This is a genomic window from Elusimicrobiota bacterium (assembly GCA_026388095.1).
Lineage (GTDB): Bacteria > Elusimicrobiota > Elusimicrobia > UBA1565 > UBA9628 > UBA9628.
In genome coordinates this window covers 122,866-136,767 of sequence record JAPLKL010000045.1, presented here as the reverse complement: position 1 = coordinate 136,767, position 13,902 = coordinate 122,866, and the positions used below count along the sequence as shown (strand labels likewise).

The following is a 13,902-nucleotide window of genomic DNA, read 5'->3' as shown; positions in this document are numbered from 1 at the left end:
CGCCGGGTGACAGCGTCTGGCGGCCCAGGGGCGCCGTTGCTATACTTGAGGCAGGTTCCGCCGTGATCCGCAGGGAGACAATAGTGAGCAGGCTCGCCGCCGCGCCGCTGGCTTTCGCCGCCGCTTTGACGCTGATCGCAGGGTGCTCCGGCGGTCGGCGCGTCGACCCGCTGGCGGGGATTCAGGTCTCGCGGGGGCCCTCGACCGCCGGACTCACGCTCGCCGTCGTGCGCACGGAGAACACCGTCAACTCGATGAAGTACCTCAAGACCGCGGCACACCTGTCGCTGTCCGGAGCCAAGGACGCCGACGCCGTCATCACTAAGGACGCACCGGCCATGCTCGGCCGGCATTTCAAGTCCGTGCCGGCCGCCGAGAGCTTCGAGGCCGCGCAGGCGCTCCATCCAGACCTCATCTGTCTGCTCGACGCCTACGCCCATCATCAGGGCTACGGCATCGGGCGCTTCGCGATGGACATGAAGCTCGTGCTCTTGACGCCCGAACGCGTCGAGGTCGACACGATCATAGCCCAGCGTTCGAAGGTCATCGGGCTCTCTGGCGCGACCCCCGTCGGCTGGTGGGTGTGGGCCTCCGCGCAGAAGGAGGTCAAGCGCAAGGTCGTCGAGGACCTCGACGCCGGCCTGACCGGCTCGCTCAAGCTCGCGGCCTGGGTCGCCTCTCGCGGCGGCCAGCAGGCCGCGCCGGCCAAGGTCTGGGCCTCCGACGTCGACCGGCCCGGCTACGCCAAAGCCGAGAATCCCGAATCCGCCGCGCTCATCGTGGGCATCGAGAAGTACTCCTCCATGCCCGACGCGCAGTTCGCCGAGCGCGACGCCGCCGCCGTGCGCGAGCACCTCGCCGCCCTGGGCGTGCCGGCGCGCAACATCCGCCTGCTCTCGGGCTCCCAGGCCACCCGGGCGAGCCTGACCAAAGAGCTCGAATCCTGGCTGCCGCAGGTGGCCGGCGAGGGCTCGACCGTCTTCTTCTATTACTCGGGCCACGGCGCGCCCGACCTCAAGACCGGCCAGGCCTATCTCGTTCCATGGGACGGGGACGCCGCCTACCTCAAGGACACCGCCCTGCCCATTGCCGAGGTGTACAAGGACCTCAACGCGCTGAAAGCCAAGAACATCGTGGTGGCTCTGGATTCCTGCTTCTCGGGCCGCGGCGCGCGGTCGCTGCTGCCCCGGGGCGCTCGGCCGCTGGTGACCAAGCTCGACACCGCCGCCGGAGCGGTCGGCAAGCTGCTCGTGCTCACGGCCTCTGCCGATGACCAGATCGCGGGCGGCGACCAGGCGCAGGGCCACGGGATCTTCACCTATTACCTGCTCAAAGGGCTCTCGGACGGAGCCGCCGGCCCGGACGGCGCGGTCACGCTGAAGTCGATCTACGACTACCTCGTCCCCAAGGTCCGCGACGCGGCCGGCCGGGAGAACCGCGACCAGGTGCCCCAGCTCCTCAAGACAGCCGCCTCGCCGCCTGCCGAGCTCAGGCTCAGGTAGCTGCCGCAGAAGATCTCCCCTGGATGATTCGAACGCGGCTTCTGGGACGGAACGGGAGGGCCCGGTTTACAAGCCGGAGGTCAGGCTGATGAGGAGGATCTCGCTGCGGCGCGTGAACGGCATGACTCCAGTGTAGCGCCGCCCGAAGGGATCAGCCCGGGCCTTTGGCCTCAGACCAGACCGGGTCCCTGGCCCGTTAACGCAGGACTAGGTCCAGGCGGAGGTGGAAGCCTCCGAACACGGCGATATCCCGGCTGCCAATGAACATGCCGCCCAGGCGCGCCAGCCTGCCCGCGGCCCCCTGGAACCGGGCGTCGTCGGAGCCCAGTCGGAGCACGAGCCTGGGGCCTGCGAGCTGGGGCTCCACGCAGAATTGCAGGTCGAGCGGAGCGCCGCAGCGGGAAGAGTCGAGCAGGCTCCCTGCGGGGATAGAGGCGATGAGGTCGACCGGGAAGGGGCCGGCCTTCGGCTCCGCTGCGGCCGCGCTCTGAGCGGCCAGAATCAGGCACGCCCCTGACAAGAACCAGCCCGCGTTCTTCATGGCCCGCTCCCCGCCGTCATCCTAAGTATAGAGGATCAAGCTCAAGGAAACGTCAAAACCGGCAGCCGCGGCAGGCTCCGCCCGCCTGTTGTATAATCTCCGCCATGGCGGCGGAGATCAAGGCCGGTGAGCGCACGATCGCCGGAGTCCGGACCCACGTCCTTTCCGGCGGCGCGGGCGAGCCCATCGTCTTCCTGCACGGCCTGGGCGCCTCCTCCTACTCCTGGCGGCATCTGCTGCCGGCCTTCGCCGAGACGCACAGCGTCTTCGCGCCGGACTTCCCGGGCTACGGCCGTTCGGACAAGCCGCGGGACTTCGACTACACCTTCGCGGGCTTCGCGCGCTGGCTGCGCCGCTTTATCGAGGAGCAGGGGCTGTCCCGTCCGGTGCTGGTGGGCAACTCCATGGGCGGCGATGTCTCCCTGTTTTTGGCCCTGCAGGCCCCGGAGTTGGTCTCGCGCCTGGTCATGATCGGCTCGCCCGTCTACGCGGACAGGATCCCCCCGTTCATCGGGTTCATGCGCCGGCCCCTGCTCGGCCGCATCCTGGAGCCGCTCTTGGGCCGCTGGACCGTCCGGCTCGTGGCGCCCTCGGCCTTCTGGGACCGCTCCTGCATCACCGAGGAGGTCCTCGACGAGTACTCTTTGGCCCTGCGCACGCCCGCGGGCCGCCGCGCCGTGGCCGAGAACATCCGGCGCTGCCTGTCGCCCGAGCTGGACGGCTACATCGCCCGCTACCCCGAGCTCGAGCCTCCGGTCCTCTTCATCCGCGGGGAGCACGACGGCGTCGTGGACTCCGCCAGCGCGGAGAGGTTCTGCCGCGCCGTGCCCAAGGGCCGCTTCCTGCCGATCCCCGACTGCGGGCATGTCCCCCAGGAAGAGCGGCCCGCGGCCGTCATCTCGGCGCTGGCCGCCTTCCTGGCGGAGCCATGACCGCCGCCCCGCGGCTCAGGGCCAGAACCGCGAGGGCCAGCCGCTGCCGTTGCGCTTGATGGTGCGGCTGGAATAGACGTAGGGGTGCCAGTTGAACTCCGAGATGGTGATGCTGTCGGCGGCCACCGCCGTCACATAGGCCACGTGGCCGTAGGGGCTCACCGTGCCTCGGTTCCATACGGCCACGCTGCCGACCGTCGGGGTCTGGGAGCGGCCGGGCCAGTCGCCCGCGTCGCCGAAGGCCAAGGGCTGGTGGTGGCTGTAGCGCGCCCAGCCGGCATAGGCCACGCATTCGCGGTTGAGGTGCGACCCCCCGCCGAAATAGATGATGCTGTCCGGAGGAGCATGGCACCACCCCGCTGGGTAGTCCCCGCACTGGCCGCCGCCACGGTCCACGGTCCCGGCGCCGGCGTCGGACGTCGCGCGCTTGGCGTAGACCCCCGCCGCCCTGTCGAACTTGCCGTGGAGAATGTCCTGGTAGACGCTCTCATCGCCGTTGGTGGCGTCCTTGAGCAGCTCCTTGGCGGCGTGGGTCTGCTGGAGGAGGGACTGCAGGTTCCGCAGGTCCGTCTGCAGATTCCCCAGGGCGGCCGCCTGCTGGGCCAGCTGCTGCCTGGCCGACTCGGTCTCTCTCGCCCCCTGGTCCGGCTCGGATTCCGCGGCCTCCTCGGTCTGCTCAGCGGGAGGCACCGACCCGCCCGCCTGTAGTTTGGCGCCCTGGACCGCTACGGTCTTGGCCAGAGTGGAGCTGGCCTCGGTGATCTGGCCCTGGAGCGCGTCGTTCTTGTCCTCCAGGTAGGAGGCCTGGTCGTCCAGCGACGCCAGCTGGTCGTTGAGCGTGCTCGACCTCCAGGGCGGCATCGTCCTGGCCTTCGTCGGCTTGGGTGCCTGCCGCATCCCGCCGCCCCACGCCGCCCAGGAGATGACGAAGCATGAGATGGCCACGAGCACGGCCAAGCTTCGGCCCCGGCTCGTCGATAGATACGGCTTCGGCTGTCGTTCCATGCGTCCCCCTTCCCCCTGAAGAATCAATATACCAAAACCCCGCCGGGAAGTCGTCGGCCGAAGGGACATCCACTGGCTGGAGGAAAACTCCAGGAACGGACAAATTTGGTATCCTCTGACCGTCTTCCCGACATTCCAGCTCCCAGGAGAGCGCCATGCCAGAGCACAAGCCCTACATCGCCCATGACCAGAACGTCGACGAATTCACCCTGAAGGCCGTCCTGCTGGGCTGTCTCTTCGGCATCCTCTTCGGCGCCGTCACGGTCTACCTCGCCTTGCGCGCCGGGCTCACGGTCTCGGCCTCCATCCCCATCGCCGTGCTCTCCATCGCGGTGTTCAAGCGCTTCGGCAAGTCCACCATTCTAGAGAACAACATCGTGCAGACCATCGGTTCCGCGGGAGAATCCATAGCCGCGGGCGTCGTGTTCACCGCCCCCGCCTTCCTGTTCATCGCCAGCGGCGGCGCCAAGGAGTACTTCAACCTCCTGCAGATCATGTCTTTGGCCGCGGCCGGAGGCGTCATCGGCGTGCTCATGATGGTGCCCATGCGCCGGGCGCTGATCGTCAAGGAGCACGGAACCCTCCCCTATCCGGAAGGCACCGCCTGCGCCGACGTGCTCATCGCGGGAGAGCGCGGCGGAGAGATGGCCAAGACCGTGTTCAGCGGCTTCTGGGCGGCCATGGCCTACTCCGTGCTCAACAAGCTCTTCGCCCTGTGGCAGGACACGCCCAAGCTCCTCAACACCGGTCCGGACGGGGTCTACAAGAACGCGCTGCTCACCAGCGAGATCACGCCCGAGTACCTGGGCGTGGGCTACATCATCGGGCCGCGCCTGGCCGGCATCATGGTCTCGGGCAGCGTGCTCTCCTGGCTGGCCCTGATCCCGCTCTTGTCCATGTTCGTGCCGGACGAAAAGATCAAGGCGGACCTGCTCAAGCTCAGCTTCACCCCGGACTGGATCGCCTCCCACAACCACGCGGAATGGATCTACCGCGCCTACATCCGCTACATCGGCGCCGGAGCCGTGGCCATGGCCGGCATGATGACGCTCTTGCGCACCCTGCCCACCATATTCGCCTCGGTGCGCGACTCCATCAAAGAGATGCGCGGCGGCGTGGGCCAGGCCGAGAAGAAGCGCACCGAGCGCGACATCCCGATCACCTGGGTGGCCGCAGGCTGCCTGGTCATGGCCCTGATCATCCCCTTCCTGCAGAAGATGCCGGTGGGCTTCCCCTGGTATTTCCTGGTCAGCCTGCTCATCGTGGTGTTCGGCTTCTTCTTCGTAGCGGTGTCCTCGCGCATCGTGGGGCTCATCGGCTCGTCGTCGAACCCGATCTCAGGCATGACTATCGCCACGCTCTTGGGCACCTGCCTCATCTTCGTGATCGCGGGCTGGGCCAACGACCCGTCCAAGCAGGCGGCCGCGCAGGCCGCGGCCCTGGCCGTGGGCGCCATCGTCTGCATCGCCGCGGCCAACGCGGGCGCGACCTCTCAGGACCTCAAGACCGGCTATCTGGTGGGCGCCACGCCCTTCAACCAGCAGATCGGCCTGCTCATCGGCGTCCTGGTCTCCGTGGCCGTGGTCGGGTTCACCATCATCGCCATGCACCACTCACCACTGGGCCCCATCGGCTCGGAGAAGCTGCCCGCGCCGCAAGGCACGCTCATGGCCACCATCATCCAGGGCGTGCTCTCGCGCGACCTGCCCTGGGGCTACATCTTCGTGGGCGGGGCCCTGTCCTTGACCGTCCAGCTCTGCGGGGTCAACGGCCTGGCCTGGGCGGTCGGGGCGTATCTGCCCATCTCCACGACCTTCCCCATCTTCATCGGCGGCGCCATGCGCTGGCTCACGGACATCATCCGCGGCAAGGCGGACGAGAGCGAGCTCTCCAGCGGGATGCTCTACGCGACCGGGCTGGTGGCCGGAGGCTGCATCGCGGGCCTGCTCCTCGTCATCGCCTGGAAATTCTTCCCGGGGGTCACCCGCTTCGGAGAAGGCCTGCAGGCCAAGATGGGGGATATCCCAGGCACTTTGCTGGCTCTGGGAGCCTTCGCCCTCCTCTGCGCGATGCTGGTGCGCAAGGCCCTGCAGAAGCTCGAGCTCTAAGTCTCAGCCCGGCGGAGGTCTCATGATGAAAATCGAACGCCATTTCGGTCCCGACCCGGAAGCCTACTCGATCACCTTCGAGGACCCGGTGCGCTGCCAGGCCCGAGCCTACCTGTTCCGGGAGTACCCGGTCACGCCCAAGGGCGGGCCCGAGGTCTCCATCGACCTGTATTTCGACGAGGACGGCGTCGAGTGGATCGAGACCCTCAACGACGACCAGTACGAGCACGTCTTCTCCTTGCTGGCCGAGAAGCTCGAGCTCGAAGGCGTCCATGTGATGTTCATGGTCAATTTCGGGCGGCCCGCGGAAAAGATGATGATCCTGAGCGTCAACAGCGGCAAGGGGCCGGCGGTCCACTGAGCCAGCCCGCTGCCGCCGCGCCCGATCAGCCGGGGGTCCGCGTACCGCCGCCGCTCATCTTCGCCGCCTGCTTCGCCGCGGGCATCCCGCTGCAGCGGCTCTGGCCCGTGGAGCCCTTCCCGCGGCTCCTGCTCTGCGTCCTGGCCTTGCCTTGCCTCGCCTTTTCAGGGATCCTGGCCGGCTGGAGCTTCGCCTGGTTCTTGAGCTCGCGCACCACGCTGCTGCCCCACAAGCCCAGTTCGGCCCTGATCACCTTCGGGCCGTACCGGTTCTCCCGCAATCCGCTCTATCTCAGCTCCGCCCTCCTCTACGCCGGGGTGGCCCTGTGGTTCGGGCTGCTCTGGAGCCTGCTCCTGCTGCCCGCGGCCCTGGCCGTGGTCCGGTCCTACGTGATCGCCAAAGAGGAGAGCTACCTGGAGCGCAGGTTCGGCCGATCGTACCTGGACTACAAAGCGCGCGTGAGGCGCTGGCTGTGAGCGAACGGAGGTTTCATGAAGACCACTAAGAGACTGATCCTGAACCCAGCCTCAGAGGAGGCCATCGCGGAGCTCGCGGACGCGGGTCCTAGGGACGTTGACCGGGCCGTGGCCTCGGCCAAGAAGGCCTTCGACTCCGGCGTCTGGTCCGGCAGATCCCCGGCCGAGCGCGCCGCGCTGATCCTCAAGTGGGCGGCCCTCATCGAGGCGAACCTCGCGGCTTTGGCCGAGCTGGAATCCCGCAATACGGGCAAGCCGCTCAAGCTCGCCCGCGACGGCGACATCCCCTTCGCCGTGGACAACCTGCGCTTCTTCGCCGCGGCCGCGCGCCTCTGCGAAGGCGCAGGCACGGGCGAGTACTCGGCCGGCTACACCTCCGTCATCCGGCGCGAGCCGGTCGGGGTGGTGGCCTTGGTCGCGCCCTGGAATTATCCGCTCATGATGGCGGCCTGGAAGCTGGGTCCGGCGCTGGCCGCGGGCAACACCTGCGTGATCAAGCCTTCGAGGCTGACGCCTTTGACCACCGTGGAGCTGGGGAAGCTGGCCTTGGAGGCGGGCATCCCGGAAGGGGTCCTCAACGTGGTGACCGGGGCCGAGGAGGCGGGCCGCGCCTTGACCTCGCATCCGGACGTGCGCATGATCTCGTTCACGGGCGACACGGACACCGGCCGCAAGATCATGGTGCAGGCCTCTCCCACGGTCAAGCGCCTGACCTTCGAGCTGGGCGGCAAGGCGCCCTTCGTGGTCTTCGCGGACGCGGACCTGGCCGCGGCCGTGCAGGGCGCGGTGGTGGCATCCTTCGTCAACTGCGGGCAGGACTGCACCGCGGCTACGCGCATCTACGTGGAGCAGAGCGTCATGGCGCGCTTCACCGCGGCCTTCGTCAAGGAAGCGGCCAAGCTGCGCGTGGGCGATCCCTCCCAGCCCGGCACGGACATGGGGCCGCTCATATCCGCGGAGCAGAGGGCGCGGGTGGAAGGCTTCCTCAAGCGGGCCAAGGGCGTGAAGGTCCTCCTGGGCGGCGGACGGCCAAAGAGCATGAAAAAGGGCTTCTTCTTAGAGCCGACCATCGTGGCCGGCGCGGCCCAGTCCTCGGAGCTGGTGCAGAGCGAGATCTTCGGCCCCGTGGTGTGCCTGCTCCCCTTCAAGGGCGAGGCCCAGGCTTTGGCCTTGGCCAACGACGTGCGCTACGGGCTGGCCGGCTCGGTATGGACCAAGGACGTGCAGAGGGCTTTGCGCATGGCCAACGGCATGCGCTTCGGCACGGTCTGGGTCAACGACCATCTGCCCCTGGCCTCGGAGATGCCGCACGGGGGCTTCAAGGAATCAGGCTTCGGCAAGGACTTGTCCAAGTACGCGCTCGAGGAGTACACGGTGGCCAAGCACGTGATGTTCGAGACCACGGGCGCGGCGCGCAAGCCGTGGCATTACACGGCTTTCGGCGAGCCGGGCTGAGCGCCGTCCTAGCAGGCTGCTGTTAAATCCGTTCTGGGAGCGCCCGGCGGTCGTCTGCCGGGCGCAACCGACCCGCGCACCTGCCCGTAAGGAAGGCGGGCAGGTGCCGTGCGGCAATAGCGCACGGAAGCGGGGCGGCAGAACCCATCCGATAGGTTGCACGAAGGATGAGGTTGCACGAAGGATGGCGCCTTCGGCGCGACTGGCGAGCCTTCGGCTCGCCAGTTCGGGGACGGACTGTTGCCCGCTACCGAAAGGACTGTGTCCGGACACAGTCCTTTCCGCTGGAGGGTTTATCAGCAGCCTGCTAGGGATCGAAAGGCGGATGGGATCTCCCCATCCGCCTTCCCGCCGGCCACGCCGGCCGCCGTCAGTGCACGAAGCGGAGCAGGATGTTGGTCAGGGTGCCCATGTCGATGGCCCGGCGCACGCCGGCCATCTCGCCGGAAAGGCCTCCCGTCGCGCTGGTGTTGGAATCCACGGCCCGGGCGATGGACATCTGCGCCTGCCGCAGCTCTTCGAGCTTGGCGACCAGGTCCGCCTTGAACCCGTTGATGGCGCCGGCGATCTCCTCGCCGCCCAGGGCCCGCTTGTCGCCGCGGTAGAGCTCCATGAATCCCGGATAATCCTGCCGCTGGATGTAGAGCGCCTGCGGCGTGGCCGTCAGCAGGGAGTCCGTGCCTCCCAGGCCCTTGCGGATGGCGAGCTCCTCGGCGGCCCATAGAGCCGACTTCTCGATGGGCATCCGTACCCAACTTTGGCGCAGCACGCGGTCCAAGGAGATTGCGTTGGCCTGGACCCATTGGTCGAGCATGGGGATGTCGTAGAGCGTGACCACGCTGTCATCCGCGAGGGTCAGATGGTACTGGAATTTCGCCAGGCCCTCCTGGCCCAGCCAGTCCGAGATCAGCAGCAGCGCGTCTTTGGCGGCGAAGCCGCTCAGCTGGGCGGGGAGCTGGTCCTCGGTGACGGCGCCGAACGCGGCGCGCAGGTCCCCCAGGGCCTGGCGCTGCGGCAGGGCGGCGCTTTTGCCGTCCTTGGTGAAGGCCGCGGCATATCGCCCTTTCTGCGCCGGGTCTCCGCCTGAGAGCTTGTCCACCGCCTTCAGCACGTCCTGGTTGACGCCCTTGCCCCAATCTCCATAACCAGGGGCCATGTCGTAGCGAGCCCGGATCGAATCCTGGGGGGCCGCCGCGATGATGTACTCCCGGTTGTCACGGATGGCACCGAGCACTTCATGGGCTTTCGCGCCGCCGGCTTGGCGGCTCTCCTTGCTGATATGACTGGCTGGCCCCGGGTCGAGGAACCACCAGTACCCCACGTTGATGCCCGTCAAGGGGGCGCAATTCAGCCGGGTCTCCGTGACGATCTGCGCGACCCGCTCCCAAGGCACCTGCTGCCCTTCGGGTCCCAAGGCTTGGGTCCAGACCATCTTCAACCCGTGGTCCAACCGGTCCATCCTGGAGTCTAGATTCCCCCCCCGCAATGCGCCTTTTATGGTCGCGTCGATCTCCGAGTCGAGATCCGGCGCTGCCTGCGCGGGAGGGACGGAGGTCCGGGCGACGCTCTGCCGCGCCTGCAGGACCAAGGCCGAGAAGTCGGCGGACGCCCGGACCAGGACTTCGTCCGCACGGGCCTCCGATGCGAACATCAGGGCGAACATCGCGCTGAGCGTGGCTATCTTCCTCATATTGTCTGCCTCCTGACCGCCACCATCATTGTACGCCGCGCGCGGAGAATTTCCCTGAGGCCGAAGCACCAACCAGCCCCAGGCTTAGGGTCCAGATGCGCCGCATCCGCTGAAGCCGGCCCATGTGTTGTGCCACGACAATCATTTTGTTATCCTCTGCGCATGAAGAAGGCTCGGCTGTTCGGCGAGCTCCTCGCCCGCACCCGCCGCGAGCAGGGATTCCCCACGGCCCACGCTTTTTACCGGAGCCGGGACGGCCGCAGGGCCTTCCGCCTCTCGTTCCGCAATTACCTGAACCTGGAAACCGGCTTGAGCCTGCCCAAGGCGGAAAGGCTGGAGGCGCTCCTGCTGGCGCTCGACCTCAACGAACAGGCGCCGCGCGGCCGCGAGCTGGTGCAGGCGTATTTCGCCGCGCTCGGCATGGATGCTTTGCTGCGCTATGCGGCCGCGGCGCAGCCGGCGGCTCCCGATCTGCCCAGCTTGAAGCTCAGGGAGCTGGCGGTCCGCACGGCCCTGCAGCACAACGCCTTCCAGTTGAGCTTGGAGCAATGGCGGGCCCTCGCCGCCAACGCGGCGAACTACTCCTGCTATCTGTTGGTCATGACCACGCCGGAATGGTGGCCGGTGAAGCTGGTCGCGCGCCGGACCGGCCTTTCCATGCCCGTGGCGCGGCGCGCGGTCAAGGCCCTGGCCGCGGCCGGCGTGTTCAAGCTCGAGGGGGACCGGGTGCGGTCCGCCACCGGCCCCGAGAAGGTGATCCAGCCGCTGCCGCTCACCCCCGCGACGGCGGGGCTCAAGGCGTCGCTGCAGCGGCGCTTCCAGGATATCGTCGAGACCAAGGGCAGGATCGTCTTCAGGAGGATGGTGAAGTTCAGGACGCCGAAGCCCAACCTCGACCAATACCTGCCCCACCTCGACGACGCCATCTCTCTGGCCGCGGTGTTCGAGGACCTGGAGAGCAAGGAAGGCAATCTCTACTTGATGGAATCCCGGCTGTGGAGCCTGTTCGCCGAGGGCTGAGACTCGGCTACAATCCTTTCAGCAGGCGGGCCTTTTCTACGAGCCGGATGAACTCGCCGCGGGTCCCGTCCGGGTCTTTGCCGCCGGACGCCTGCGCCATACGGTAGACCTTGTCGTAGGAGAGGTCCCGGGAGAAGGCCGAGCCGCGCAAGAGCATGCCGAAGCCCGCGACAGCGGCCGCGAACTTGAAGTCCGGAGCGGCCTCGCTCCACCGCTGCATCTTATCGACCAGGGGCCGGACCATGAGCAGGCTCTTCGTCCCGTTGGGGTCCTTATATCGGACTTTGACCGTGAGGAGCTCATGACTTACCTCCGCCGGGACGAGAGAGGTCTTCTGGTAGCGCAGTTCGTCCACCGCGGGCAGGTCGGTTTTGACGCCGGGTGGGATGACCTCGTAGAGCGCGGTGACGGTATGCCCTGAGCCGAGCTCGCCTGCGTCTTTCTTGTCGTTCTTAAAGTCCTCGGCCTGGAGTGCCCTCTTCTCGTAGCCGATGAGGCGGTAGGCCTGGACCCGCGCGGGGTTGAACTCGACCTGGATCTTCACGTCCTTGGCCACGGTGTTGAGGGTCCCGGCCAACTGCGCCACCAGGACCTTCTGGGCCTCCGCGATGTCGTCTAGGTAGGCGTAGTTGCCGTTGCCTTTGTCCGCGAGTTGCTGCATCTTGGCGTCCTGGTAGTTGCCTTCGCCCACGCCAAGCACGGTAAGGAAGATGCCTTTCGTGCGCTCGCCTTCGATGAGCCGCACGAGTTCGGAGTCGCTGGTGACGCCGACGTTGAAGTCGCCGTCCGTGGCCAGAATGACGCGGTTGTTGCCCTTCTTGAGCAGGTGCTTGGCCGCGACCTGGTAGGCGAGTTGGATGCCCTGGGCCCCGGCCGTAGAGCCGTCAGCTTGGAGCCTGTCGATGGCGGCGAGTATATCGGCTTTCCGGATGCCGGACGTGGCGTCGAGTACGATCCCCGCGCTGCTCGCGTAGGTCACGATGGCCACATGGTCCTGAGGCCGCAGTTCATTGACCAGCAGGCGCAGGGCCTTCTTGACCAGCGGCAACTTATTCCCGTCTTGCATGGAGCCGGAGCTGTCGATGAGGAAGACGAGGTTGCTCGGAGGCAACTCGTCCTTTGGGATGCTTTTGGCCTTGATGGCGACGCGCACGAGCTTGTGCTTGGCGTGCCAGGGAGAGTCCGCCGCGTCCGCGATGATAGTGAAGGGCTGCCCATGCTGCGGTTCGGGATAGTCGTAGCGGAAGTAGTTGATGAACTCCTCGATGCGCACCGCGTCCGGCGGAGGCAGGCGGTCCTGTTTTAGGAAGCGGCGGACATTGGCGTAGGAGGCGACATCCACGTCGATGGAGAAGGTCGAGAAGGGATTATTGCTCGCCTTCAGGAATTCGCCCTCCGCCATGTGGTTGTAGACTTCCTGGTCCACGGACAGCGAGAAGGGCAGTTGGGAGGGCTGCACCAGAGGTTCGGGCGCAGAGAGGCCGGACAAGCTGGAGAAGTTACCCTTCGGCGCCACAGAATGACGCACAGCGCTCAATTGCCGGACCGACCCTCCACCCAAAGCTCGGCCGGAGGACAACTCCCCGAATCTTCTATTGCCTGTGATTGTGTAGCCTGTCTGCCTTGGCGACAGGTACGCCAAGGATTCTCCCAGGCTCTTCGAGTCATTGCCCGCGCCGCCGACGCCGGCACCTCCCGGAATGTTCATCCCGGCGGCCTGCTCGGCAGCGCTCAAGGCCGAACCCTGCCGGTTAATTGCGTTGCCCGCGTTCTTTGCGGCCTTCTTCAATGCGGCCAAGGAGTTCGCGCTCCCGTCCGTCGGACCGCTGGACCCCACTCCCGCGTAGCCCAGCATCTTGCTCACATATCCCAAAGAATTGCTCTGTGCGGCCGCGCTTCTCGCGGCATTTCTCTCCTGGGCGCCCCTCAAGTCGCCGATGTACGCCGTAACTTCGGCGACCCTACCCACCTCATATTCCCTGATGATCAGGGGAATGGCCAACGGCACCAAGATCAGAGTCGCAAGCCCGGCGCAGAGCACCCAAGGCCGGACTCCCCAGGCTTCCAGGCGGCCGGGCTTCCGAGCCAGCAGCTTCGCCTTGAGGCTGCGCCGCACCTTGCTCTCGCCGCTGCGGTCCGAGCTCACGATGCGCTCCGCGAACTCCATGTCCTTGGCCGACTCCTCGTCCAGCGGATCCCCGCCCTTGGTGCCGGCGAGCAGGCAGTCCAGCTCCTTGCAGAAACGCTCAGCTTCCAAAATCTCGTTCATATCAAGCCTCCACGCCCGAGAGGTTCTTCCTCATCAGGCGCACGGAGCGGAACAGTATCACGGCCACGTTGGTTTCAGTGAGGCTCATGAGCTTGGCGATGGCGCGGTTGGTCAGGCCGCCGAAGAACTTGAGGGACACGATCTCGCGGTGCTCCTCGCTCAGGCCGCCCAAGGCGCAGAGCACCCGGTCGGACTCGGCCGCCTGCTCGAGCTTGCGCTCCGGCCCGTGCTCCCGCGGCTCGGACCCGAACAAGAAATCCAGCCCGAACCAGCCCCGGCGCCGCTCGGAGCGATAATGGTCCGCCACCGAGCGGAAAGCTATGGAGAAAAGCCAGGTCCGCTTGTCCCCCCTCTCCGGGTCGAAGCTCGGCCAAGACTTGAGCGCCCGGGAGAAGGTCTCGGAGGCTATCTCATCGGCCCGGGTCGCGGACCCCGTGCGATGCCTGGCGTAGTTGTAGACCTTGGGGAACCATTCCTCGTAGAAGTCCGCGAATCCCTGCGCCGAGTTCTCGGTCATAGTGCCTCGGACGGCCCCTTCATCAG

12 protein-coding genes are annotated in these 13,902 nt (G+C 66.9%); 7 read left to right on the top strand and 5 right to left on the bottom strand.

Features of this window, described 5'->3' with window-relative positions:
* The first annotated feature begins 83 nt into the window (after window positions 1-83).
* Entirely contained in the window at window positions 84-1,502 is a 1,419-nt protein-coding gene (locus NTY77_11890) for a caspase family protein (protein MCX5796189.1), read from the top strand.
* Between the two features lie 196 nt (window positions 1,503-1,698).
* Here the strand turns inward: NTY77_11890 and NTY77_11885 are convergent, their stop codons facing one another.
* A complete protein-coding gene (locus NTY77_11885; protein ID MCX5796188.1) occupies window positions 1,699-2,043 on the bottom strand; it encodes a hypothetical protein in 345 nt (114 codons plus the stop codon).
* 104 nt (window positions 2,044-2,147) lie between these two features.
* Between NTY77_11885 and NTY77_11880 the strand changes: the two genes are divergently transcribed.
* Window positions 2,148-2,975, top strand: a complete 828-nt coding sequence (locus NTY77_11880) for an alpha/beta hydrolase (protein MCX5796187.1) — start codon at window positions 2,148-2,150, stop codon at window positions 2,973-2,975.
* 15 nt (window positions 2,976-2,990) lie between these two features.
* Here the strand turns inward: NTY77_11880 and NTY77_11875 are convergent, their stop codons facing one another.
* A complete protein-coding gene (locus NTY77_11875) occupies window positions 2,991-3,980 on the bottom strand; it encodes a CHAP domain-containing protein (protein MCX5796186.1) in 990 nt (329 codons plus the stop codon).
* Between the two features lie 155 nt (window positions 3,981-4,135).
* Between NTY77_11875 and NTY77_11870 the strand changes: the two genes are divergently transcribed.
* The 4 genes from NTY77_11870 to NTY77_11855 all read left to right on the top strand — a co-directional run bounded on the left by NTY77_11870 (window position 4,136) and on the right by NTY77_11855 (window position 8,380).
* Window positions 4,136-6,088 carry an oligopeptide transporter, OPT family gene (locus tag NTY77_11870; GenBank protein ID MCX5796185.1) on the top strand — a complete coding sequence of 651 codons (1,953 nt, stop codon included), beginning with the start codon at window positions 4,136-4,138 and terminating at the stop codon, window positions 6,086-6,088.
* A gap of 25 nt (window positions 6,089-6,113) precedes the next feature.
* A complete protein-coding gene (locus NTY77_11865) occupies window positions 6,114-6,449 on the top strand; it encodes a hypothetical protein (protein ID MCX5796184.1) in 336 nt (111 codons plus the stop codon).
* 107 nt (window positions 6,450-6,556) lie between these two features.
* A complete protein-coding gene (locus NTY77_11860; GenBank protein MCX5796183.1) occupies window positions 6,557-6,925 on the top strand; it encodes an isoprenylcysteine carboxylmethyltransferase family protein in 369 nt (122 codons plus the stop codon).
* A gap of 15 nt (window positions 6,926-6,940) precedes the next feature.
* Complete coding sequence (locus tag NTY77_11855) at window positions 6,941-8,380, top strand: aminobutyraldehyde dehydrogenase (GenBank protein MCX5796182.1); 1,440 nt, start codon at window positions 6,941-6,943, stop codon at window positions 8,378-8,380.
* Between the two features lie 370 nt (window positions 8,381-8,750).
* Here NTY77_11855 and NTY77_11850 read toward each other — a convergent pair whose 3' ends face one another.
* The gene (locus NTY77_11850; protein ID MCX5796181.1) at window positions 8,751-10,070 is read right to left on the bottom strand and encodes a hypothetical protein; all 1,320 of its coding nucleotides are present in this window, start codon (window positions 10,068-10,070) and stop codon (window positions 8,751-8,753) included.
* Between the two features lie 162 nt (window positions 10,071-10,232).
* Here NTY77_11850 and NTY77_11845 point away from each other — a divergent pair, with 162 nt between their 5' ends.
* Entirely contained in the window at window positions 10,233-11,090 is an 858-nt protein-coding gene (locus NTY77_11845; protein ID MCX5796180.1) for a hypothetical protein, read from the top strand.
* 7 nt (window positions 11,091-11,097) lie between these two features.
* Here the strand turns inward: NTY77_11845 and NTY77_11840 are convergent, their stop codons facing one another.
* Window positions 11,098-13,359 carry a VWA domain-containing protein gene (locus NTY77_11840; GenBank protein MCX5796179.1) on the bottom strand — a complete coding sequence of 754 codons (2,262 nt, stop codon included), beginning with the start codon at window positions 13,357-13,359 and terminating at the stop codon, window positions 11,098-11,100.
* Window position 13,360: 1 nt separating this feature from the next.
* Window positions 13,361-13,876, bottom strand: coding sequence for a sigma-70 family RNA polymerase sigma factor (locus NTY77_11835; protein MCX5796178.1), 516 nt, complete (start codon window positions 13,874-13,876; stop codon window positions 13,361-13,363).
* Between the last annotated feature and the right edge of the window lie 26 nt (window positions 13,877-13,902).

Bases quoted from the DNA above. Each gene is read 5' to 3' on its own strand.
- NTY77_11885 (MCX5796188.1), bottom strand. From the start codon at position 2,043: ATGAAGAACGCGGGCTGGTTCTTGTCAGGGGCGTGCCTGATTCTGGCC.
- NTY77_11880 (MCX5796187.1), top strand. From the start codon at position 2,148: ATGGCGGCGGAGATCAAGGCCGGTGAGCGCACGATCGCCGGAGTCCGG.
- NTY77_11875 (MCX5796186.1), bottom strand. From the start codon at position 3,980: ATGGAACGACAGCCGAAGCCGTATCTATCGACGAGCCGGGGCCGAAGC.
- NTY77_11870 (MCX5796185.1), top strand. From the start codon at position 4,136: ATGCCAGAGCACAAGCCCTACATCGCCCATGACCAGAACGTCGACGAA.
- NTY77_11865 (MCX5796184.1), top strand. From the start codon at position 6,114: ATGAAAATCGAACGCCATTTCGGTCCCGACCCGGAAGCCTACTCGATC.
- NTY77_11855 (MCX5796182.1), top strand. From the start codon at position 6,941: ATGAAGACCACTAAGAGACTGATCCTGAACCCAGCCTCAGAGGAGGCC.
- NTY77_11850 (MCX5796181.1), bottom strand. From the start codon at position 10,070: ATGAGGAAGATAGCCACGCTCAGCGCGATGTTCGCCCTGATGTTCGCA.
- NTY77_11845 (MCX5796180.1), top strand. From the start codon at position 10,233: ATGAAGAAGGCTCGGCTGTTCGGCGAGCTCCTCGCCCGCACCCGCCGC.
- NTY77_11840 (MCX5796179.1), bottom strand. From the start codon at position 13,359: ATGAACGAGATTTTGGAAGCTGAGCGTTTCTGCAAGGAGCTGGACTGC.
- NTY77_11835 (MCX5796178.1), bottom strand. From the start codon at position 13,876: ATGACCGAGAACTCGGCGCAGGGATTCGCGGACTTCTACGAGGAATGG.